The sequence below is a fragment of the uncultured Hymenobacter sp. genome, from assembly GCF_964242765.1.
Classification (GTDB): domain Bacteria; phylum Bacteroidota; class Bacteroidia; order Cytophagales; family Hymenobacteraceae; genus Hymenobacter.
The window spans coordinates 64500-87361 of sequence record NZ_CAXTBM010000017.1 but is presented as its reverse complement, the minus strand read 5'-3'; the positions used below and the strand labels follow the sequence as shown (position 1 = coordinate 87361).

The following is a 22862-nucleotide window of genomic DNA, read 5'->3' as shown; positions in this document are numbered from 1 at the left end:
ATTCAAGCGACTTGAGCACAATTGATAATTAGAATACCACTACATTTGGCTTGTATTTACTTGTTGATTACGTGTTAGCTCCGCAGTAGGGTTGCTAGTTGATGTGGGCGGTACGCTAAAAATTTTAATTGTCTTTTCCCAGCCTTTTCCTAGTTGAATCTGTTAAGGGCTCGCCAGTCGCAAACGTTTGTGGCTAAATGTTGATTTCTTTCCTAAACCCAATCCCTAAATTCCCATGAAATACCCTATACCTAAACCAAACCGCTACGCTTTGCCAGCCTTGCTGAGCTGCCTGCCTTTGGTAGCCGGCACCCCCTTGGCTCTGGGCGCTGAGCTGCCCGTTAGTACCTCTGAAACTACCCTGAGTGCCGACATAACGGTGACGGGCCGAGTAACCGATGAAAGAGGGGACGCCTTGCCCGGCGTGAACGTGCTAGTGAAAGGAACCTCTAACGGTGCCCAAACCGATGTAGAGGGCCGCTACACCCTCGCCGGCGTGCCCGACAACGCGACGTTGGTGTTTTCTTACGTGGGCTACACGGCCAAGGAAGTGGCAGTTGGGGGGCGTACCACCGTTGATACGCCGTTAACACCCGATACCAAGGCCCTCAACGAAGTGGTTGTGGTGGGCTACCTGACGCAGGAGCGTCAAAACGTAACAGGCTCGGTATCGTCGGTGACGGCGCAGGAGGTGCGCCGCGCCCCCGTGGCGAGCGTGGGCGAGGCCATTCAGGGCCGCTTGCCGGGCGTGACGGTAACCAACTCCGGCCAGCCGGGACAGGCGCCGAACATCAACATCCGGGGCCTGGGCACGGTAGCCAGTGGCAGTGGCCCGCTCTACGTTATTGATGGCCTGTGGGTGCAGAACCAAAGCGGGCATCGCGACTTCAACCCCGCCGATGTGGAATCGGTGCAGGTGCTCAAGGATGCGGCGTCGCTGGCGCCGTACGGGGCCTCAGGCGCCAACGGCGTTATTATCATCACCACCAAGAAAGGCAAGGCCGGCATCCCGAGCATCAGCTTCAGCGCCAACGGCGGGGTGCAAAACCTGGTGAAGCGCCTCGACCTAACCAATGCCCAGCAGTGGGCCGCCATCAACAACCAGGCCTACGACAACTCGGGGCAGCCGCGCCAGGCTTTCGCGGCCAACATTCCGGCCGGCGTCGATACCGATTGGCAGGAAGAGTTTTTCAAGCAGGGCTCCATTCAGGACTACAACCTGGGCTTTTCGGGCGGGGGCCCCAACTCCACCTTCAACTTGTCGGGCGGCTACTTCAAGCAGAACGGCACGGTGCAGGGGCCGAAGTTCGAGCGCTACACGTTTCGGGTGAACACCGGCTTCAACCGCGGCCGGTTCCGCATCGGCGAAAACGCCCTGCTCTCCCGCGCCAACCAGACGCGGCTAAACGTAATACCGTTTTACGGGTCGCCGTTTTTCAACGTGGTGCAGATGCTGCCCGTCAATACGGTCCTCGACCCAACCGTACCGGGCGGCTTTGGCATCGGCAACGGCAACGCCAACACGTTTGGCTTGAACCCGATTGCCGCGCAAAATTTGCTCAACGATACTGGCACCTCCAACCGGCTGCAAGGCAACGTGTACGGAGAAGTGGATATTTTCAGCTTTCTGCGCTACCGCCTCAACCTGGCCACCGAGTACCACGGCTTCCACGACCAGCAGCGGCGGAAATACGGCGTTTGGCGGCAAAACGACATCACCCAGCTCTCCAACTTCGGCGATAGCCAAGGCAATGAGCTGTTCGGTATGGCCGAAAACACGCTCACCTTCGATAAGAATATTGGCCAGCACAACCTGACCGCCGTGGCGGGCTACAGCCGGCAGCGTTTCCAGCAGGAATTTACGCGCGGCGTCAATTTCGGCTACGGCAACGGGCCCACCTATTTCTGGGCCTTGGATGCGGGCAGCCAAACGCCGCAGGCCATCGGCTCGTCCTACGTGTGGTCGAAAGAGTCGTTTTTCGGGCAGCTTACCTACGACTACGACCAGCGCTACCTCGTAACGGCCGCTTTCCGCCGCGACGGCTCGTCGCGCTTCGAGCCTAGCAACCGCTGGGGCAACTTCGGGGCGGCCTCGCTGGGCTGGCGGGTATCGAAAGAAGCGTTTTTCGCGGATGTAACGGCGGTTTCCAACCTCAAGCTTCGGGCCTCGTACGGCCGGCTCGGCAACGACCAAATCAACACCGCCTACGGGGGCTCGTATCCGTCGCAGGGTTTTCTGAACACCAACGCCAACTACGGCTTTGGGGGCGTGGTGCAGAACGGCGGCATTCAAACCAACTACGCCAGCACGGGCATTCAGTGGGAAGACCGCCGCACCACCAACGTGGGCCTAGATGCGGGCTTCCTGGAAGATCGGCTGACTTTGTCGGCCGACTACTACGTGTCGCAGACCTTCAACGCGCTGATCAACCCCAACTTGCCCCAAACCCTCGGCAATGCCGGCGACAACCCGTTCCGCAACCTGGGCAAGCTCGAAAACAAAGGGTTTGAATTGCAGCTCGGCTACTCGGAAACCAAAGACAAGTTCCGGTACGGCGCCACAGCCAACCTAACCACTATCAAGAACACGGTGCTGGATTTGGGCACCACCGGCGCCGAAGGCGCAGGCGCTTCCAACTTCTTCAACGGGGGCTTCGGCAACGCTACCCGCACCGAGGTCGGCTACGAGATTGGCTCGTTCTACCTCTATCAGTTCGATGGCATCTACCAAACCGGCGAAACCAACATCCCGGCTGATTTGCAAGCCGGCGACGTGCGTTACCGAGACACCAACAACGACGGCCAGATCAGCGACCTGGACCGGGTGCATGTGGGCCGGGTATTCCCCAAACTTCAGTACGGCTTGAATTTGAGCGCCGGCTACGGCGGCTTCGACCTGACCGCCTTTTTCCAGGGCGTGCAAGGCAACGACGTGCTGAACCTAACCAAGTACCTGCTCGACCGCACCAGCGACAACAGCAACTACCGGGCAGATTTCAGCCCCTGGACGCCGACCAACCCTTCCACCACTACGCCCCGCGCCATTAAATCGGGCGGTTCGGTGAGCAGCTTTGCGGCGGGCTACAACGCGCGGGTGAACTCGACGCGCTGGCTGGAAAACGGCTCGTATCTGCGCCTGAAAAACGTGCAGATCGGCTATACGTTCCCCAAAACCCTGCTGGAGCGCTCGAAGTACATCGGCTCGCTGCGGGTGTTTGCCACCGGCCAAAACGTGTTTACGGTGACCGACTACACCGGCTACGACCCCGAAACGGTGGGCAGCGGCACATTCGGCACGCTCAACAACAACCTGGCGCGGGGCATCGACGAGGGTTCGTACCCCAACCTGCGCTCGTTCACGCTGGGCATTCAGGCGGGCTTCTAGGGCCGCTTTTCCTCTCATCTTGATTAACTCCTGATATGAAATCCTCATTAATAACGCGGCTGGGTTTGGCGGGAACCTTGTTGCTGAGTGCCACGGCCTGCGAGAAAAACCTGCTCGACCAAGTAAACCCGAACCTGCCCCTGGTTGAACTCTCGTGGCAAACCAGCGACGACGCCATAAAAGGCTCCAACGCCTGCTACGCGGGCTTGCAAGGGCTGGGTATGTACCGGCGCTGGCTGAACTTCGCCTTCGATTTGCGCGACGACACCGGCTTCAGCCAAAGCCCCTGGGGCGAGCTGGCCGACTTCACCAAGTTTGTGCAGTCCAACTACGATTTCGAGGTGTCGAGCAACATCTGGCGCGACCATTACCGCACTATTTTCCGCTGCAACCAGGTCATTGACCGGGTGCCTACCATTCAGGGCATGGACGCCACGCTGCAAAAGCGCATTGTGGCCGAGGCAAAGTTTCTGCGGGCCTTGTCGTACTTCAATCTGGTGTCGCTCTACGGCAAAGTGCCGCTGGCGCTGCAATACTCCACCGAGCTAAACCAGACCTTCCAGCAGGGCACCGAAGCGCAGATCTGGGACCAGGTCATCAGTGACTTGCAAGCCGCCCAAACCGATTTGCCCGCTACCTATCCGGCCAGCGAAGCCGGCCGGGCCACCAAAGGTGCCGCTACCACGCTGCTCGGCAAGGCCTACATGCAAAACCGGCGCTGGGTTGACGCGCAGGCGCAGTTCGCGCAGGTAACCAACCCAACGAGCGGCTACGACCTGGTTGCGTACACCGATAATTTCCGCCACACAACCGAAAACAACCGGGAGTCTATCTTCGAGGTGCAGTTCTCGGACGAGAAGAAAGGCGGCAACGACGCCGGCAACGGCCCCGATGCGACGTCGTCGCAGGGGGGGCAACGGTCCCAGTTCTGGGGCATTCCCGGTACTCCCAAAACAGCCACCAGACCGGAATATCCGGGGGCCGGTTTTGGCGATGGTGAGGTGCGGCCGTGGGTGGTCCGCGAGTTTTTGCAGGAGCCCACGGCTGCCGGGCAGCGCGACCCGCGCCTGGCGGCTACCGTGTTCTACAACCGCCGCGACCAGACCCTATTCCCTGCCACGCTGCCTGTTGATGCCGATACCTTGGTCTATGGCACCGGTTTCCTGACCCGCTACGGCCAGGATGCCCGCAACCGGACCCGCGTGTACTGGCGCAAGTATGCCACCGATTACTACCGCACGTTCGAGGACTTCGATTCGCCCATCAACCAGCGCGTGCTGCGCTTTGCCGATGTGTTGCTCCTGCAAGCCGAAGCGCTCAACGAGCAGGGCCAGACGGCCGCGGCCGTTCCGCTCATCAACCGGGTACGCCAGCGCGCGGGTTTAACGCCGCTGGTAGCGGCCAACTTCACGCAGGCAAGTTTGCGCGCCCAGATTATGCACGAGCGGGTAACCGAACTGACGGGGGAGGGCGTGCGGTGGTTTGACTTGCAACGCTGGAATTTGCTGGGCAGCCAAACGACCATCGACCAATTGAAGGCGCGTGACTCGGACTTCAACAATTTCCGGGCGGACCGTTCGCGCCTGCTGCCGCTGTTGCAGTCGGAAGTGGACTTGAACAAGCTCGCCCAAAACGACAACTGGTAAGTTAGTTGCCACTTACCTTCCGTAACAGCCGCCCCGGCCCTGGTCGGGGCGGCTGTTTTTTTCGGGTGTATCCTGTTCAGTTCGCTGTTCAACTTATTTTGTCGTAGTTATCTGTTCGCTTCTCCTGCTTGCCATGCTTCCCATCCCGCTTTGCAAATCCCTGTTCGTCGCGCTGCTGCTAGCCCTTTCGTCTTGCGTGAAAGACAAGGCCTCGCCTTCCGTTCCGCCGACCGGGCCCGTAACGGAAACCACCACCTACCGTAACCCGGTGCTGGCTTCCGGCCCCGACCCGTGGGTGTTTGAGAAAGATGGTTTCTACTATTACATGCACACCACGGGCGGAAATCTAACCTTGTGGAAGACGGCCAAAATGTCGGAATTAGGTTCGGCGCCGCGCAAAGTCATCTGGACACCGCAGGCCACGGGAGCGGCCTCACGGGATATTTGGGCCCCGGAAATTCACTTTCTCGACGGCAAATGGTACGTGTATTTCACGGCCGGACCCGGCAATTGCTGTGGCGGCCAACGCATGTGGGTGCTGGAAAATGCCGCTGCTGATCCTACCACCGGCACCTGGGTCGAAAAAGGCCAGCTGGCCGTACCGGGCCAGGATTTGTGGGCCATTGATGGCACCATTCTCGAACAGAATGGCAAGCGGTATTTGGTATGGTCGGGGCAGGAGGCGGGTTCGGTGGAGCAGCGCCTCTACATCTGCCAGATGAGCAACCCCTGGACCCTAACCGGGCCGCGCGCGCAACTCAGCCGCCCCGAATTCAGCTGGGAAACCGTTGGTGAGCCGAAGGTGAACGAAGGGCCGGAAATCCTGAAACACAACGACAAAACGTTTCTGGTGTACTCGGCCAGCCACTGCAACACCGATTCCTACGCGCTGGGTTTGCTCACCGCTTTCAGCACCGCCGACCCCATGAACCCCGCCGCCTGGAGCAAGTCGAGCACGCCGGTATTCACCCAAGACCCCGCCGACCGAGCGTACGGGCCGGGGCACAACACCTTCTTCAAGTCCAAGAACGGGCAGGAAGATTGGATACTCTACCACGCCAACGCCGAGCCTAACAAAGGCTGCGGCGACGCCCGTAGTCCGCGCATGCAGAAATTCACCTGGAACGCCGACGGCACGCCTGATTTTGGTACGCCTGCTCCAATTGGTGTTTCTTTGCCCGAACCAGCCGGTGAGTAAGTGTTAAGAGCCTATATCGGAATGACAACCCACTAGTTGGATAGCTTCTAAATACTCTTAATCATACTGCTGTTCGCCTCATAAATTCCCCTCGTAATTGTAGCTCCTTCATGGTAACAACCAGCAAGATCAATCTGACGCTCGGTTTTGCCTTGTGTCTGCTCGGCGCCTGCCAGCAAACCAAGACCACCGTCGTCACTACTCCCACGTCCACCCCCGCCGAGACCATAGCGGAAGTGGAAGAGCCCGCTATTTCCATCGTCAACCCGGTGCTGGCCGGCGACTTTCCCGACCCGTCCATCACCAAAGTAGGCGACACCTACTGGGCCACGGCTACGTCTTCGAACTGGGGACCTATGTTTCCGCTGCTGAAATCAACCAACCTAACCGATTGGGAATTAGCCGGGCATGTGTTTCCTAAGGAACTACCCGCCTGGGCCGATTACTACTTCTGGGCCCCGGAAATCAGCCAGGAAGGCAACAAAACCTACATCTACTACACGGCCCACAAGAAAGGCGGCAACTTAGCTGTGGCCGTAGCTGTGGCCGATAACCCGGCCGGCCCCTACCGCGACCTGGGCCCGCTGGTGGGGCAGGAGGTGGGCTCGATTGACGGCTTCCCGATGCGCGACGAGAAAGGCGAGCTGTACCTGATCTGGAAGGAAGACGGCAACAGCCGCAACCTGCCCACGCCCATCTGGGCCCAGCGCCTCAACGACGAGCATACGGCCCTGCTCGGCGAGAAAAAAGAGTTGTTCCGCAACACAGCCCCCTGGGAAGGCAACCTCGTGGAGGGTGTGTCCATGATCAAGCGCAACGAGTATTTCTACGCCTTTTATGCCGCCAACGGCTGTTGCGGGCACACTTGCACCTATGGCACCGGTATTGCGCGGGCCAAGAGCCTGCTCGGGCCCTGGGAGAAGTATGAGAAGAACCCCATCCTCACCAAAAACGACAAGTGGGCCTGCCCCGGCCACGGCACCGTGTTCAACCGCGGCAACCGCTGGTACATGCTGCACCACGCCTACGACACCCGCAGCTTCGAGTTTGTGGGCCGCCAAGGCGTACTCAGCGAGTTCACCTGGACCGCCGACGGTTGGCCCGAGTTCCGCGGTGGTTCCGTACCTGCCAATCCCGCCCCCCTAGCCGCCCGCGACCTAAGCGACGAGTTTGATGGTCCCACGCTGTTGCCGTCGTGGCAGTGGCCAGTAGAGGAGCGCCCCACCGTGGCCGTGCGCGGCGGCCAGCTGCAACTCACGGCCCGCCCGCAGCACAGTGGCGCGGTCCTGGGCCAGCACACCACCACTGCCGACTACACCGCTACCACTACGTTGCTGAACCCGGCCACGCTGCCCGCGGGCACGGTAGCGGGCATTGCCGCCCACGGCGACCCGGAAAACACGTTGGCTTTGACAGCCGGTGGCGGCAAGTTGCAGCTCTGGCAATTGGAAAAAGGCAAGCAGAAAACGATAAGTGAAACCAAGCTGCCAACCGCTGCCGCCCTGACTTTTCGCTTGAAAGCGGAAAACGGCAACCAGTTCCGTTTCGATTACAGCGCCGACAACGGCAAAACCTGGCAGGCCCTGCCCGCCGCCGGCGCCGCGGCCATCAACGGCGCGTACCTGCCGCCCTGGGACCGGGGCGTCCGCGTGGGCGTATTGGCCCGCGGGCCCGTTGCGGCCACCGCTACCTTCGAGCGGTTTGCGCTGGATAGCCAGTAGAAGCTTCGCTGAAGCTGTTTGGGAAGTCGCCTCTGCATGACGTTCTCATGGTTCGTTCTGGTAGAGCATAGCTCCTTCTAATTCTAGTAGAACCATTCCCTGGTGAAACCAAAAAGCGTCTGGGCATATTTGCCTAGACGCTTTTTTATGGGCAACACAACCTACCGTGCCTCGACTGATACTTCTGCTGTTGACATTCCCTCAGTAGTAGCTCGCAGTGTGATTTTTCCGGTTTTCTCGCCAGACTTCACCACCACCAGCGCGCGGCCCTGCCAGGCGTTGCGCTGGGGACGCTGGTAGCTTTCGGTGCTGATGGGGTTGGCGTTGCCGACCCCGACGATGGTGCCCGGGCCACTTAGCTCGAACTTCAGGGCGTTTTCTGCTTTTGGGTGGCGGACGCCTTTGCTATCGACTAGCTCTACGGTGATGTAGCTAAGGTCTTGGCTGTTGGCTTTGATGGCTGGGCGGTCGGCGGTGAGGGCGAGGCGGGCGGGTTGGGTTGCGGTGCGTAGTGCGGCGGTGCCAACCTGCTTTTTGCCGTTGCGGCCAATGGCTTTCAGTTCGCCGGGCTGGTAGGGCACGGTCCAGGTGGCAGTGTACTGGGTGGCGCGGGTGGTGGGCTTGATGCCGAGGCTTTTGCCGTTTAGTTGCAGCTCGACTTGCTCGCAGGAAGAATACACTTCCACGGTCAGGGGCTTGTTTTCCTGGCCGGGCCAGGTCCAGTCGGCCAGTAGGTCGCGCCATTCCCATTTGCTCCACTCTTCTTTGGTAGAGTTTAAGGGGAAAGAGGGCGTGGGCGGCTTCACGAAGAGAGAAACCTGATTCTGTTTCCAGAGGGCGTCGCGGTAGTAGGATTGGGGCCGTTTCCAGCCGCAGATGTCGATGTCGCCGCAGAAGGCCAGGTTCCAGGGGTAGAAGTTCTGGTACTGCCAGTAGCCAAGCCAGCCAATGCTGGCTTCGCCGATGTAGTCGAAGGCGGTCCACACAAAGTCGCCGATTACGTAGGAATGGTCCAGCGTTTTCATCCAGCTGTCAAAGGCTTCGAGCGGGTACGTTTCCGAGCCGTACATCACCCGGTTAGGCAGGCGGGCGTGGTCTTGGGCGTAAATATCCTTTTGGTGATGGTCGCCGCCGGCGGCGTAGTTGTAGCCGGCCACGTCGAGTTCGGCGAAGTACGGGTCTTTGTCGGGAGCAAGGCCGTTGACGGCGGCCGTAATGGGCCGGCTCGTATCGAGGGTGCGGATGAAGTCGGCTAGTTGGCGGGCGGTTGTGGCGCCTTCGGGTTTGCCGCGCTCGGGTATCTCGTTGCCGAGGCTCCAGAGGATGATGCTCGGGTGGTTACGGTCGCGCAGCACCATGCTGGCCACGTCTTTTTGCCACCACTGATTGAAGTAGAGACTGTAGTCGTAGGGATTCTTGGCTTCCCGCCACTGGTCGAACGCCTCGTCGATAACCAGCATGCCGAGTTGGTCGCAGGCGGCGAGCAGGGCCGGGGAGGGCGGGTTGTGCGAGCAGCGGATGGCGTTGTAGCCGCTGGCTTTCAGTAGCTCGATTTTGCGCTCCTCGGCCCGATCGTAGGCTTTGGCGCCCAAGGGACCGTTGTCGTGGTGGAAGCAGCCGCCTTTCAGCTTCAGTGTCTGGCCGTTCAAGCGGAACCCGTTCTGCGTGTCAAACGAAATCGTGCGAATGCCAAACGGCGTTTCCTGCTGGTCGAGCAGCTGCTGGCCTTGGTATACTTCCGTAATGGCAGTGTACAGCGCCGGCTTATCCACTGACCACCGTTCCGGCGACTTCACGGCCAAGGTTTGCTTAACCGAGGCCGCGGCCCCTGCTGCTACGGTTTGCTTGGATTCGGTGCGGGCCACTTCTTTTCCTTGGGGGCTGCGGAGGCGGGTAACCAGCGTGAGTTGAGCGGGCTGCGCGCTTTGGTTGAGCACTTGCGTTTCCGCCTTCACTTGCGCCGAAGTGGCGGTGATTTCCGGCGTGGTCAGGTAGGTGCTCCACTGCTCGAGGTGCACCGGCGCCTGCACCGTGAGCCACACGTGCCGGTAGATGCCCGAACCCGAGTACCAGCGGCTGTTCGCGCCTTCGTTCTTCACTTCCACGGCCAGCACGTTGCTTTCTCCGAACTTCACTTTGTCGGTCACGTCGTACCAGAAGCTGGTGTAGCCGTACGGGTGTCGCCCCAGGGATAATCCGTTCAGCCACACCTCGGCGTTCATGTAGATGCCGTCGAACTGCAACTGCACGCGCTGGCCTTTTTGGGTGGCGGGCACCGCGAAGGTTTTGCGGTACCAGCCGGTGCCGCCCGTCGTGAAGCCGCCGCTGGTTTGGCTAATAGCATCCGGGTTGAAAGGCGAGGCAGTGCCCGGTAGGTCCGCTATGCTCCAGTCGTGGGGCAGGTCTACGGGTTGCCACTTGGCATCGTCGAACCCGGCCTTTTCCGCGCCCTGCGCTCCGCCGCGGTGGAAGCGCCAGCCGGCATCGAAGAGGGTGGTTTTGGCGGGGATGTTCTGCGCTTGCACAGCGGAAGTTAAGAGCAGCAAGACGAAGGCGAGCGTATGTTTCATAGAGCAGCAAAGGCAGGGGCTTGAAGGCGAATGTACAGCCTCCGGCCCTAGCGCGGTACTTGTATACCCTTGCTTAGCGTTGGTGCCGTTGGGTTCGTTGCCTGCTGTAGCGCGAAGCCTGTGCTTCGCGTATCGTCGAACGATGGGGTAGCGCTGCTACAACCTATGCCATTCAACAAGCGAGCAATCCAAAGTTGGCGTTACTGTCATTTGATTACAGCAACGATACGCGAAGCGCAGGCTTCGCGCTATACCAGCCTCAGCTCCCGGCCTTGAATGGCGGCGGCCATCAGCTCCGGAAACTGCGTGGGCGTGCAGGCGAAGCTGGGAATATCGAAGGCGGCCAGCTTTTCGGCGACGCGCCGGTCGAAGCTGGGGGCGCCTTCGTCGGAGAGGGCCAGCAGGGCCACTACCGTGACGCCCGCGGCTTTAAGAGCGGCTGCGCGTTTGATCATCTCGGCCTCGTTGCCGCCTTCGTACAAGTCACTGACGAGGACCAGAATGGTATCGGTGGGGCGGGTAATGAGTTGCTGGCAGTAGGTGAGGGCCCGGTTGATGTCGGTGCCGCCGCCGAGCTGCACCCCGAACAGCAGATCCACCGGGTCCTGTAGGTTTTCGCTGAGGTTGACCACGGCGGTATCAAACACCACCATGTGCGTTTTCACGGCTTTAATGGAAGCCAGCACCGCCCCAAAAACGCCCGCATACACCACCGACGAGGCCATCGAGCCGCTTTGGTCCACGCACAGCACGATTTCCTTCAGGGCTTGCCCGCGCCGCCCGAAACCTACCAGCCGCTCGGGAATGATGGTGCGCTGAGCCGGCTGGTAGTGCTTGAGATTCACCCGAATGGTGGCGCCCCAATCTATTTCGCGGTAGCGGGGGCGCGGGTTGCGCACGGCCCGGCTGAGGGCGCCCTGCACGGCCTGCCGGAGCGGGTTCGAGAATTTCTGTTCTAGCTCGTGCACCACTTTGCGCACCACTTCGCGGGCGGTGTGCTTCACTTTCTGCGGCATCACCCGGCTCAACGATAGTAGCGTGCCCACCAATTGCACGTCGGCCTGCACGGTGCGCAAGATTTCGGGCTCCATCAACAGTTGCTGCAAGCCGAGGCGGTCCATGGCGTCGCGCTGCATGACGGCCACCACGTCGGCGGGGAAGTAAGTGCGAATGTCGCCGAGCCAGCGGCTCACGCGCGGGGCCGAATTGCCGAGGCCGGCTTTACGCTCTTTGCTTTCCTGCTCGTCGTAGAGGGCGGTTAGCACGTCGTCCATGCCCTGGTAGTCGGGCGGGAACGGCGTTTGGTTGTCGGCGTCGGCAGCGGAACCGAGCACCAGTTTCCAACGGGCAGCGGATGAATCGGGCATAGCGGGTAGTAGCGGCGCAAGCAGCGGAATAATTCTACTCGAAAAAGTCGCCGGGGTCGGTTTGGCTGAGGTATTTGTTGAGGCTACCGAGGTCGGCAAAAATAGGGTGGACCAGGCGCAAGAACTGCTCAGCGGCGGCCCGGCTGTCGGTGTAGGCGCGGAAGATTTCGCCTTCGCCGGCTAGCTCTACATGGTCGAGCAGGTCGGGGGCGTGCTCTTCCAGGATGGTTTCAATATGCTCCGCCCACGAGGCGCCGCTGCCGCTGAAGCCGTGCTTCTCAAACACGTTGTAGTAGTCGTCCATCTCCGAGAGGTCCACTGCAATCCGGTACTTGCGCTCGGGGGTTGCGTGTTCCTGTAAATCGTAGACGACGAAAGGGAAATAGGTATTTGCCATTGACTGAAAGGTACTAGGAGTTGCTAGCTTACGCCTGATCCACCTTGAAAAATGCTTGTCATCCTGAGCAAAGCGAAGGACCTTCTCCTGTGTGGACGGCTGACGCACCAACGTCTTGTTCTAACATGATAAGGTCCTTCGCAAGCTCAGGATGACAGGCGGATTTGGTGTATATGAATTTAAACGCCAAACGCACCACTTCATCACTTCACCTCCCATACGGGCTGTTGGCGCGGTATTGGCGCTCGAATTCTTCGCGGGAGCAGATGGTCTTTACGTCCACCATCCGGTCGAGGGAGAGGATGCCGTCGAGGTGGTCGATTTCGTGTTGGAGCAGTTCGGCCAGGTCGTCTTCGCGGCCGGCGTGGGTTTCGTGCCACTCGCCCGTTAGGTCTTGGTAGCGCACCGTAATCCACTCGTAGCGCTCCACTTGCATGAAAATGGACAGGAAAGACAGGCAAGCGTCCCATACTACCATCTTTGCCGGACTGTGGGCCACAATGCTCGGATTGATGAACGGCCACACCGGCCGGCCCGGCAGCCGCAGCAGCACCACACGCCGCAAATCGCCAATTTGAGGGGCCGCAATGGCGCGGCCATAGCCGGTGGTTTCGCGCCAGTGCGCCACGGTATCCGTCAGGTCCGTTACGAGGGCCGCCACGGCCGGCGCGGTAGGATCTGGGACGGGTTGGGCTAGTTGGCGCAGAATCGGGTGGCCGAGTTGCAGGATGTCACGAACGGGCATAGACGTTTCTTTTCGGTAAAAGCTAGAGCGGTTATTGGTTGAGGTACTGATTGGCCGAGGTGTAGCGCGAAGCCTTTGCTTCGCGTATCGGGAAACGTCGTTATGGAGGCGGAGCCACGTCAACGGTGCCGTGAAACGCGAAGCAAAGGCTCCGCGCTACCCCCTCTACGCCAACCGTACCGACTAGTGTTTTACGGCTTGCAGCAGCTGGCGCAGGTCGGCGGCAGTGTACACATTGCCGCGCGTAACTACCGTGTTGATCTTGCGCAGGTTGGTGATGTTTGCCAGTGGGTTTTGGTCTAGCAGCACCAGGTCGGCGGCTTTGCCCACCCGAATGGTGCCGGAGGTTTTGTCGGCTTTCAGAAACCGGGCGCCGTTGATAGTGGCCGCTTGCAGGGCCTGAACAGGGGTTAGGCCAGCTTGCACCATCAGTTCCAACTCGCCAAGCAAGGAGGTGCCAGGATACACGTAGGAGTTGGACGCGCCGCTGTCGGAGCCAGCCAGCAGCGTCACGCCAGCTTTTTGCATAGCGGGCACCAAGGTCGTGAACTTGGTGCCGAGCTGCTTATTGAAGGCGCGGGTGGCGGCGGATTGCGCGCGGGCGCCGGCCAAGCGGCGGGCATAGGTAGCTTGGATCTTGGGGTCGATGTAGGCGAGCAGCGTATCGCGCGAGTGGTCGGTTTCGGGGAGTGCCGCCAGCAGCTTCTGGATGTAGAGTGTGGGCACGACGGCGGTTTTGTTGGCTACCAAGGTTCGGTAGAGGCGGGTGGCGGTGGCGGGGTCGTAGGTACGGTAGATGGTGGGCAGCACGGCAAACAGGCCGAGCGGCTTGGGAGTGCTGAGGCTGTTCTGAACGGCTTTGGTGATGCTGTCTTCCTTGGCGGAACAGCCTTTAAACACATAATAGAGGTGCTCGGAGGCATCGAGGCCCCGCTCCGAGGCTTCCCGCAACGTGGCCGTGTAGGGCATGTGGCCGGTGGTGGTCAGGCCCCGTTTTTCAGCGGCGGCAATGGTATTGAGGAAGGCGTCGCGCGAGATGGTGCTTTCGTAGAGCTTCACGTAATCCACTTTCAGAGCTTGCAAAGAGTCCAGCGCTTTTTCAATCTGCGCGGGCGTCTCGACTTCCAGCGAACCGGCCCAAAACGCCTTTGGGCCATCTATTTTCGGGCCGGAGGTATAGATGGTAGGGCCGGCCAGCCGACCCGTTCGGATTTGCTCGCGCCAGGAAAAAACGGCCGGCGTTAGGTCACCACCCGCGTCGCGCACCGTCGTGATGCCGTGGGCCAGGTAAAGCGGCAGCAGGTTGCGGTTGGCCGTAATCAGCGAATCGCCGCCCCGGAAGTGCACGTGCATGTCCCACAAACCCGGAATCAAGTATTTGCCGCGGGCATCCAGGGTTTTTTTGGCGGCCAGTGAGGCCGTGGTCGACTTGCTTAAGCGTTGAATCAGGCCCCCGCTCACGCCGAGCGTTTGATCGGGCAGCACCCGGCCGGTTTCCACGTCCACCACGTTGGCGTGCGTGATGACGAGGTCGTAGGGCGCTTGCGCAGGCTGTCGGTTGGCAAATCCTGCGGCTAGCAATGGTAGCGTGCAAGCAAGTAGGCGGTAGACGAGTTTCATAGAAAGAGTTAGAAAGGAGCGGCAACTAGGTAGTGAAATCAGTTGGTTGCCAGAGGCTGTAGCGCGAAGCCTAAGCTTCGCGTATCGTTAAACGACTGGTCCTAACAACCGACCCTGCACCGCGTCATAGCAACAACATCGTTCAACTTAAGCAACGACACGCGAAGCGCAGGCTTCGCGCTACAGCCTCTGGCAAGTACTTATACGCCGAGGGTAGGGTGCACAATCACTTAAAACAACGCCGCTACCTGCTGCGCCAGCACCGTGACGCTCATTCCGGTCATAATCAGTACAACGGCCACCCCGAAAGCTGCCAGCCAGAGCGGGTGCCGGTAAGCGCCAACTACGTCGGGGCGATAGGCGGCTACGAGCAGCGTACTGAGCGTAATGGGCAGGATGAAGCCGTTGAGGGCGCCGGCCCACACCAGCAAACTGACGGGCTTGCCGACGGCAACGAACACCAGCGTCGACAACACGATAAAGCCGATAATGAAGCGGTTTTCGTGGGCGGCAACGCTCGGTAGCAGAGACTTCAGGAAGGAAATAGAAGTGTAGGCCGAGCCGATAATCGAGGTAATAGCCGCCGCAAACATCACCACCCCAAACAGCTTGTAGCCCACCTGCCCGGCCGCCAGTTGAAACACCGAAGCCGTCGGGTTGCCGGCGTCGATGGCCAGCCCCTGGCTTACCACTCCCAACGTGGCCAAAAACAGAAACACCCGAATCAGCGAGGCCACCGAAACGCCCATAACAGCGCTCTGCGTTACTTGGGGCAGGGCGGCGGGGCCGGTTATGCCGGCATCGAGCAGGCGGTGGCCGCCGGAAAAGGTGATGTAGCCGCCCACCGTGCCGCCCACCAGCGTGATGATGGCGGTGAGGTCGAGGCGAGTGGGGGCCACGGTGCGCAGGGCCGCTTCGGCTACGGGCGGATTGGTGGTAACGGCTACGTAGATGATAATCAGAATCATAACCAGCCCCATGATTTGGGCAAACCGGTCCATGACCGGGCCAGCCTCGCGCACCAGGAAGACAGCCACGGACATGGCCGCCGCCAGCACCGCGCAGGTCGTGACGGAAAGGCCCGTGAGGACCTCCAGGCCAAGGCCGGCGCCGCCCACGTTGCCGATGTTGAAGGCCAGACCGCCGAGCACGATAAGGGCGGAAATAAAACCGCCGAGGCCCGGCAGTACCCGGTTGGCAATATCGGGGGCCCGCATTTCCGACACCGCAATAACTCGCCAGACCGTCATCTGCACGCCGATATCCATGAGGATGGAAGTCAGAATCACGAAGCCGAAACTGGCTCCTAAGGATTGAGTGAAGACGGTGGTTTGGGTTAGGAAACCGGGGCCTACCGCCGAGGTAGCCATCAGGAAAGCGGCGCCTATAAGTACGCCCCATTTGCGCGGCGGCCTCATGCGGTGGGGTTTCGCAGGCCCACCTGCACGCTGATTCCTTGCTGCTGCAACGCGGCCCGAATCTGTTGGGCAAACTCCAGCGCGTGCGCTCCGTCGCCGTGGAGGCACACCGTATCGGCCTGAATAGCCACGGTTTCGCCCGATAAGGCTTGCACCTGGCCTTCTTTCACCATGCGCACCACTTGGTTGATGGCCGCCGTGGCGTCGGTAATGAGGGCGTTGGGCTGGCGGCGCGGGGTGAGCGTGCCATTAGGCTGATAGGTGCGGTCGGCAAACACTTCGTGGGCAGTAGCCAGGCCGAGCTTCTGGCCGGCACTGATCAGGGCGCTGCCGGCCAGCCCGTAGAGGCAGGCTTCGGGGTGCACCCGGTACACGGCTTCGGCAATGGCTTCGGCCAGGGCGGGATTCACGGCCGCCATGTTGTAGAGGGCACCGTGGGGTTTTACGTGGTGCAGGGTGCCGCCCTCGGCCCGCACAAAGGCCTGCAAGGCGCCTAGTTGGTAGACGGTCATATCATAAACTTCTTCGGCGGATACGGCCATTTCGCGGCGGCCAAATCCCACCAAATCGGGGAGGCCGGGGTGCGCGCCGAGGGCCACTTGGTGCTGTAAAGCCAGCCGGACCGTGCGCTTCATAGTGGCCGGGTCGGCGGCGTGGAAGCCACAGGCAATGTTGGCGGACGTAACGAAGGGCAAAATAGCTTCGTCGTGGCCCAGGGAGTAGGCGCCGAAGCTTTCGCCCATGTCGCAGTTTAAATCAACGGAGTAGGTTCCACTCATGAAGGAGGCAAAGTAAGCTTAAGGGCTCGTTGGAGTTGGTGTAACGTGCGTTCTTGGTGCAGATAAGCTAACTGAGCTTCTGTTAATGCTACTTCCTGAAAGCGAATCCTGCCACCCAATGGCAACTGGGCCAGGTGGGAAAAGTCGGCGGAAATCACCTGCGCTAGGCGCGGGTAGCCGCCGGTAGTTTGGTGGTCGGCCATCAAGATAATAGGAATGCCCGCCGCCGGCACCTGCACCGTGCCGAAGGTAACGGCCGTGGAGAGAATTTCCTGGTGGTTGTGGCGCCGCAATTCCGGTCCTTGCAGGCGGTAGCCCATCCGGTCGGAACTCGGCGTTACGGTGAATTCCTGGGTCCAAAAATCCTGCTGACTGGCCGTCGTAAACCGCTTGTACTCCGGCCCCCGAACAGCGCGGATAGTAGCTACCCGCGTCGGCGACCCCGGCCACGAGGGCGCGATGCTCCAACTGGCCGCCACCCACGCCCGGGCAGGGTGGCGCGCCATAAGCAGCTGGCGCAGCTGGCCGCCTATTTCGGTTGGTCCGGCGGCAGGTACCACATCGTCGGCTTGCAGGGCGCGGCCCTGGAAACCGCCAATACCGGCCCGCAAATAGGTGGACCGACTCCCTAGTACTTCCGGCACCGCCAAGCCTCCCGACACGGCCAGGTAGGCCCGGCAGCCCACCCGAACTGCTCCGAAAGCCAGCTCGCAGCCGCGGGTTACGGCCACGGGCCGCCGCATCGGCAGGGGCTGGCCGTTGAGGGTAGGCGAAAGGTCGGCACCGGTGAGGGCAATCAGGTGGGCGGCTTCAAACCGAATAGTGGGTCCGCGCAGCGTGATTTCCAGCCCCGCCGCGCCTTCTGGATTGCCAACCAGCAGATTGGCCTCGCGCAGGGCCCGGGCGTCCATCGGGCCGCTCACAATGACGCCGGCTTGGCGGTAGCCATAGCGGCCCGCATCCTGAATGGTGGTCAGCATCCCGGGCCGAATGATGCTAAGACTCATGCTCCTGCAAGTGGTAATACTCTGGTTCGGTGATGGGCACAAACCGTAGCCGCTGCCCCGCCCGCAGCAAACTCGGCGACGTTGCTTCGGGCGTAAACAGGCGCCGCGGCGTGCGGCCAATTAGCTGCCAGCCGCCCGGCGTGGGCAGGGAGTAGATGCCGGTTTGCTTGCCCGCAATACCCACCGAGCCGGCCGGCACCTCGGCGCGAGGCTGGTCTTTGCGCGGGGCCGCCAGTAACTCGTTCAACCCTCCCAAATATGGAAATCCAGGGGCAAACCCAATCATGTACACCAGGTACTCTGGCTTGGTGTGTAGGGCCACCACTTGCTTTGGCGTCAGGGCCGTGTGGCGAGCCAACCACTCTAGATCGGGCCCGAAACGGCCGCCGTAGCACACCGGAACCTCCACTACCGGCGAGGCGGCTCCGCTAGCAGGGGCGGGCACATGGCGCAGTAGCTCCTGCAAGTAGCTGGCTACCGTTGCGTACGGGTCGAGGCGGCCGGCCTTGCTGGCCAGCCACGGGTTGTAATACACGGTGAGCGTAGTAAAAGCAGGTACGTACTCCAGAAAGCTGGCAAACGGATGCTCTTCCAGATAAGCGCCCACGGCCTGGATGGTGCGGTGAATGGTCGAGTTAATGGCGTCGCCGAATTGCAGCACGATGGCCGAATCGCCGAGCGGATAGAGCTGCACTGGGGTTTCGGCGGGAAGGTTGCCAGGTGGAAAGATCATGGAGTATTGTAGAAACCGTACGTGTACTTCTTGGGTAGCGCGAAGCCTTTACTTCGCGTTTCGTCGCCCGCGGCAAGCCGCCCCGCCGTCCCGCCCCAAAACGCGAAGCAAAAGCTTCGCGCTACCCCACGAACCGCTGTAAATAACGCCGCTGGGATATAATCTTTTAGCTGCGGCAAAGAAAAACCGTTTTAAGCTGGTACCAAGACAGCGCCGTGGAGAGGCAGCCTTGCGTCTCTACGGCGCTTCGGCAGTAGCTCGACCAATCAGCGGACGCTGAAACTGCTTTATCTTGGCTTTTCGACTTGATGGCCGCCCCTAATGAAGCTTCAAAATAGCACCTACCTGTTCGCCGCGACCTTTGCGCTAACCTTTTGCGTTAGTAGCTGCGTGAAAAAACCAACTGTTGCCGACTCCAAGCCGGTGCAGGCCCCGCCCGCCATGGCGGTTGTGCCGGGCGTTAGCTTGGAATTAACTCAGGACCGCGCCCGCCGCATTTCCCGCTTAGGTTACGAGTTGAAGCTAGCGGTTCCGGCCAGCAAAGACGAGCCTATTGCCGCCTCAGAAACCGTTACGTTCCACTTGGCCGGTGCAGACCAGCCGGTGCAGCTCGATTTCAAGGAACAAGCCGACCACTTGAAAAGCCTGACCATCAACGGGAAGCCCGTGGTTGTTGATTTTCGGGAGGAACACTTGGTGCTGCCGGCTGCCAGCCTCAAATCCGGGCTGAATCAGGTTGAAATCAACTTTATTGCCGGCAACCAGAGTCTGAACCGCAACGAGGATTTTCTGTACACGCTGCTCGTGCCCGACCGCGCCCGCACGGTGTTTCCGGTGTTCGACCAGCCCAACCTGAAAGCCTCGTTCACGCTAGCCCTCACGCTCCCCAAAAGCTGGCAGGCCCTGGCCAACGGTCCCTTGCAGGATTCCACCGTCACGGCGGAGAGCAAAACGTTCCGTTTCGCGCCCTCGGATACGATTAGCACCTACCTGTTCTCGTTTGCAGCCGGCAAGTTCACGCGCATTACGCGCAGTATGGCGGGCCGAGAAATGCAGTTTCTGCACCGCGAAACCGATAAAAACAAGGTGAAGCTGAGTCTGGACCCCATCTTCCAGATTCACGCCGACGCGCTGAAGTTTTTGCAGGAGTACACCGGCATCCCGTATCCGTTTCGCAAGTTCGACTTCGTGGCCCTGCCCGATTTTCAGTACGGCGGCATGGAGCACGTAGGCGCCATCGACTACAAAGCCAGCACGCTCTTCCTGGACGAAGGCGCCACCCAAGACCAGAAAATAGCGCGTTCCAACCTCATCAGCCACGAAACCGCGCACATGTGGTTCGGCGACCTGGTGACCATGCAATGGTTCAACGATGTGTGGATGAAGGAGGTGTTTGCCAACTTTATGGCCGACAAAATCACGCAGATAGCCGTTGCCAACTCCAACTACGACCTCAAGTTTGTCATCGACCATTATCCCGCGGCCTACGGCGTAGACCGTACCACCGGCGCCAACCCCATCCGCCAGGACCTAGAAAACCTGAAGGACGCCGGCTCGCTCTACGGCAACATCATCTACCACAAAGCGCCCATCATGATGCGGCAGTTGGAGCGGCTGATGGGGGAGGAGCCGTTCCGCCAGGGCCTGCAAGCGTACCTCAAGAAGTACGCCTTCGGCAACGCCACCTGGCCCGACCTCATCCAGATCCTCGACGCCCGCACCCCCGCCGACCTGCACGCCTGGAATCAGGTGTGGGTGAACCAGCCCGGCCGCCCCCTCTTCGACTACGACCTGCAAACTAGCAACGGCAAAATCACCGCGTTGCAGCTCACGCAGCAAGCCGAGGACAAGTCCGACCGGCTGTGGCCGCAGCTGTTCGAAGTGCTGCTGGTGTACCCGGATCGGGTGAAGGAGCTGACCGTGAACATGAACCAGCGGGAGGTGGCGTTGCCTGCCGCAGTTGGAGAGGCCGCGCCCACATTCATCTTGTTTAACTCGACTGGCTTGGGCTACGGCGTTTTCCCGATTGACAAGCAACTGACCGCCCACCTAACCAAGCTGCAAAACCCGGTGGCCCGCGCCACGGCCTACGTCAACTTCTACGAGAACATGCTCAACGGCCGCGCCGTAGCGCCGCAGCAACTGCTGGAGGTATATCGCCAGGTGTTGCCGAAAGAGAAGGAGGAACTGAACATCAAGCTGCTGACCGGCCAAGCCACCGATATTTTCTGGCGGCTGCTCAAGCCCGAGGAACGGGTAGCCCTGGCTCCGGCGCTAGAGAAAGAGCTGTGGCAAATGATGCAGCAAAACCCGGCGCCCAACTCCAAGAAGCTGCTCTTCAAAGCCTATCAATCCGTAGCACTAACTAAGGTGGCACAAACGCGGCTCTACGATATCTGGAACAAGCAGCAGGCGCCTACCGGCATCAAGCTCACCGAAGACGACTACACCGCGCTGGCCCTGGCCCTGGCCGTGCGCGACTACCCCGCCGAAACGCCCATCCTGCCCGCGCAGCTAGCCCGCATCCAGAACCCCGACCGCCAAAAGCGCATGCAGTTCCTCGTGCCTGCTCTCGCGCCCGATGTAGCCACGCGCGACGCCTTCTTCGCCTCACTGAAAGACGAAAAGAACCGCGAAAAGGAAGCGTGGGTGGTTTCGGCGCTGGCCTATTTGCACCATCCGCTGCGCGCCGCTACCTCCGAAAAATACCTGCCCGAAAGTTTGGCGCTGCTCGAAGAAATCCAGCAGACCGGCGACATATTCTTCCCGTATTCCTGGCTGCAAGCTACCCTCGGCTCCTACCAGACGCCCACCGCCGCCCGCACCGTGCGAGAGTTTCTGGCCGCGCATCCGCAGTACAATCCCAAGCTGCGCGCCAAGCTGCTGCAAGCCGCCGACGACGTGTTCCGGGCCGAAAAGCTGGTGATGTAACAATCAACTCGAAAAACCGGCTTCCTCTTCTGCCCCAATCAGCTAGCTGGACTGCTTATGTATTTATTATATATTTGCCTTGCTTTTCTGAGGGCCTAACGCTAAATCCTGCTTGTTCAAGGAAACGTGCAACGAGACCCGCAAGGTTTGCGCCAATGGATTGTTCCTTGAATTAGGAATCAGGTAAGCTCCGTCGATGCCGAAGGCCCGGTACCGTCCGCCGACCCCGAAACTCAGATAGTTCCGGTCGCCCTTTTTAGGGTTCTCGTAGAAATAGCCAGTGCGCGCAAACACGGCGTTCTGGTAGACGTACTCCAGGCCAGTAGACAAATTGATTTCGCGCAGCTCCTCTCGGAAGCCGCCGGGGGCATCACTGAACGAGCCAAACACGCCGGCAGCAAGTCCTTTAGCGCGACGTCTATCGTTTTCCTCTTTAACGCGGGCGTCTCTGGCTGCTATTTCGGCAGGAGTAGTAGGAGTAGGGCCTTCTTCGTAATAAGGGCTAGGTACCAAGAGCTTGTTGGCATCCACCACGAGCGTCAGTTTGTGAGAGGCGCTGAATGTCCGCGTGAGGGCCGTGCCGATCTTCAGGTTTGTAGGTAAAAAGTCACTTTGAGACGGATTGGTATAGGTCATTTTGTTGCCAATATTGGCAACAGAAGCGCCGAGCGCCAGGGTGTAGCCATTGGCACCCGCTGGTATGTCTTTGGTGTAGTAGACGCCCAAATCCATAGCCACGGCGTTGCCCGGCTTGGCATCGGCGCCAACCAGCGTGAGAGTGGAACGAATGTAGCGTGCTGTAGCGCCCACCCCCAGATGCTCACCGAATTTACAGCCATAAGAAACACTGTAGGCCGTCTCGTTACCACGTATTTGGACGGCATTGGGAAATAGCGAACCAAGGTCGAAATACATCACGCTGGCGCCCAAAGTGGAGCGCTGCCCCAGCCGGCCATACCCTGATAGATACCACAGGCCTCCTTTCCGCGTGATAGAACTTAGCCACGGCGAATAGGAGGGTGAGAAACTGAAACGGTCTGGCGCGAACCCAAGCTTACCCGCGTTGAAGTAGGCCGCGTTGGCATCGGGAGACGAGGCCACTCCGGCTTCGCCCAGTGCGGCCGAGCGCGCATCGGGGCTGAGGGTCAGAATCGGAACAGCCGTGCTAAGCGTTTGAGGCGTTTGTTGGGCAGTGGCTAGGAAGGGTGTGCCTAGTGCACAAAGCAACAGAGCCCCATAGTGGGCCAGCGGTGAATAAGTCATAGAGCTTGCTGAAATAATAGGATGGATAAGAAAGCAGTTGCAGCTAAGCTGGGCAGCAACTCTATAACCTATTAGAAACATC

The 22862-nt window shown here is 60.2% G+C and carries 15 protein-coding genes; 5 read left to right on the top strand and 10 right to left on the bottom strand.

The features are described 5' to 3' along the window. Positions 1 to 235 precede the first annotated feature (235 nt). The 4 genes from ACFE7X_RS09570 (at position 236) to ACFE7X_RS09555 (ending at position 7950) form a co-directional block, all read left to right on the top strand. Entirely contained in the window at positions 236 to 3385 is a 3150-nt protein-coding gene (locus ACFE7X_RS09570) for a SusC/RagA family TonB-linked outer membrane protein (RefSeq protein ID WP_375435453.1), read from the top strand. A 35-nt stretch (positions 3386 to 3420) separates the two neighbouring features. Then, positions 3421 to 5031 carry a RagB/SusD family nutrient uptake outer membrane protein gene (locus tag ACFE7X_RS09565; RefSeq protein WP_375435452.1) on the top strand — a complete coding sequence of 537 codons (1611 nt, stop codon included), beginning with the start codon at positions 3421 to 3423 and terminating at the stop codon, positions 5029 to 5031. Between the two features lie 133 nt (positions 5032 to 5164). Then, positions 5165 to 6229: a family 43 glycosylhydrolase gene (locus tag ACFE7X_RS09560; RefSeq protein ID WP_375435451.1), complete on the top strand. Its 1065-nt coding sequence runs from the start codon at positions 5165 to 5167 to the stop codon at positions 6227 to 6229. A 110-nt stretch (positions 6230 to 6339) separates the two neighbouring features. Beyond that, the gene (locus ACFE7X_RS09555; RefSeq protein ID WP_375435450.1) at positions 6340 to 7950 is read left to right on the top strand and encodes a family 43 glycosylhydrolase; all 1611 of its coding nucleotides are present in this window, start codon (positions 6340 to 6342) and stop codon (positions 7948 to 7950) included. 161 nt (positions 7951 to 8111) lie between these two features. Here ACFE7X_RS09555 and ACFE7X_RS09550 read toward each other — a convergent pair whose 3' ends face one another. From ACFE7X_RS09550 to pxpB, 9 genes are all read right to left on the bottom strand, one after another. After that, entirely contained in the window at positions 8112 to 10520 is a 2409-nt protein-coding gene (locus ACFE7X_RS09550) for a glycoside hydrolase family 2 TIM barrel-domain containing protein (protein WP_375435449.1), read from the bottom strand. A gap of 248 nt (positions 10521 to 10768) precedes the next feature. Continuing rightward, positions 10769 to 11887 (bottom strand): VWA domain-containing protein, encoded by a 1119-nt coding sequence (locus ACFE7X_RS09545; protein WP_375435448.1) that lies wholly within the window; start codon positions 11885 to 11887, stop codon positions 10769 to 10771. Positions 11888 to 11921: 34 nt separating this feature from the next. Next, positions 11922 to 12284 (bottom strand): Imm51 family immunity protein, encoded by a 363-nt coding sequence (locus ACFE7X_RS09540; protein ID WP_375435447.1) that lies wholly within the window; start codon positions 12282 to 12284, stop codon positions 11922 to 11924. 208 nt (positions 12285 to 12492) lie between these two features. Beyond that, complete coding sequence (locus ACFE7X_RS09535; protein WP_375435446.1) at positions 12493 to 13029, bottom strand: peptide deformylase; 537 nt, start codon at positions 13027 to 13029, stop codon at positions 12493 to 12495. A 183-nt stretch (positions 13030 to 13212) separates the two neighbouring features. Then, positions 13213 to 14649, bottom strand: a complete 1437-nt coding sequence (locus ACFE7X_RS09530; RefSeq protein WP_375435445.1) for an amidohydrolase family protein — start codon at positions 14647 to 14649, stop codon at positions 13213 to 13215. Positions 14650 to 14879: 230 nt separating this feature from the next. Next, on the bottom strand, positions 14880 to 16067 hold the full coding sequence (locus tag ACFE7X_RS09525; protein ID WP_375435444.1) for an NRAMP family divalent metal transporter: 1188 nt from the start codon (positions 16065 to 16067) through the stop codon (positions 14880 to 14882). Further along, positions 16064 to 16846, bottom strand: coding sequence for a LamB/YcsF family protein (locus ACFE7X_RS09520; RefSeq protein ID WP_375435443.1), 783 nt, complete (start codon positions 16844 to 16846; stop codon positions 16064 to 16066). Before ACFE7X_RS09520 ends, ACFE7X_RS09525 begins: the two co-directional genes overlap by 4 nt. After that, positions 16843 to 17853 carry a biotin-dependent carboxyltransferase family protein gene (locus ACFE7X_RS09515; protein WP_375435442.1) on the bottom strand — a complete coding sequence of 337 codons (1011 nt, stop codon included), beginning with the start codon at positions 17851 to 17853 and terminating at the stop codon, positions 16843 to 16845. The genes ACFE7X_RS09520 and ACFE7X_RS09515 overlap by 4 nt, the downstream gene beginning before the upstream one ends. After that, a complete protein-coding gene (gene pxpB / locus ACFE7X_RS09510) occupies positions 17843 to 18586 on the bottom strand; it encodes a 5-oxoprolinase subunit PxpB (protein ID WP_375435441.1) in 744 nt (247 codons plus the stop codon). Before pxpB ends, ACFE7X_RS09515 begins: the two co-directional genes overlap by 11 nt. 321 nt (positions 18587 to 18907) lie before the next feature. Between pxpB and ACFE7X_RS09505 the strand changes: the two genes are divergently transcribed. Beyond that, positions 18908 to 21517 (top strand): M1 family metallopeptidase, encoded by a 2610-nt coding sequence (locus tag ACFE7X_RS09505; protein WP_375435440.1) that lies wholly within the window; start codon positions 18908 to 18910, stop codon positions 21515 to 21517. Positions 21518 to 21583: 66 nt separating this feature from the next. Here the strand turns inward: ACFE7X_RS09505 and porV are convergent, their stop codons facing one another. Then, positions 21584 to 22780: a type IX secretion system outer membrane channel protein PorV gene (gene porV / locus ACFE7X_RS09500; protein WP_375435439.1), complete on the bottom strand. Its 1197-nt coding sequence runs from the start codon at positions 22778 to 22780 to the stop codon at positions 21584 to 21586. Between the last annotated feature and the right edge of the window lie 82 nt (positions 22781 to 22862).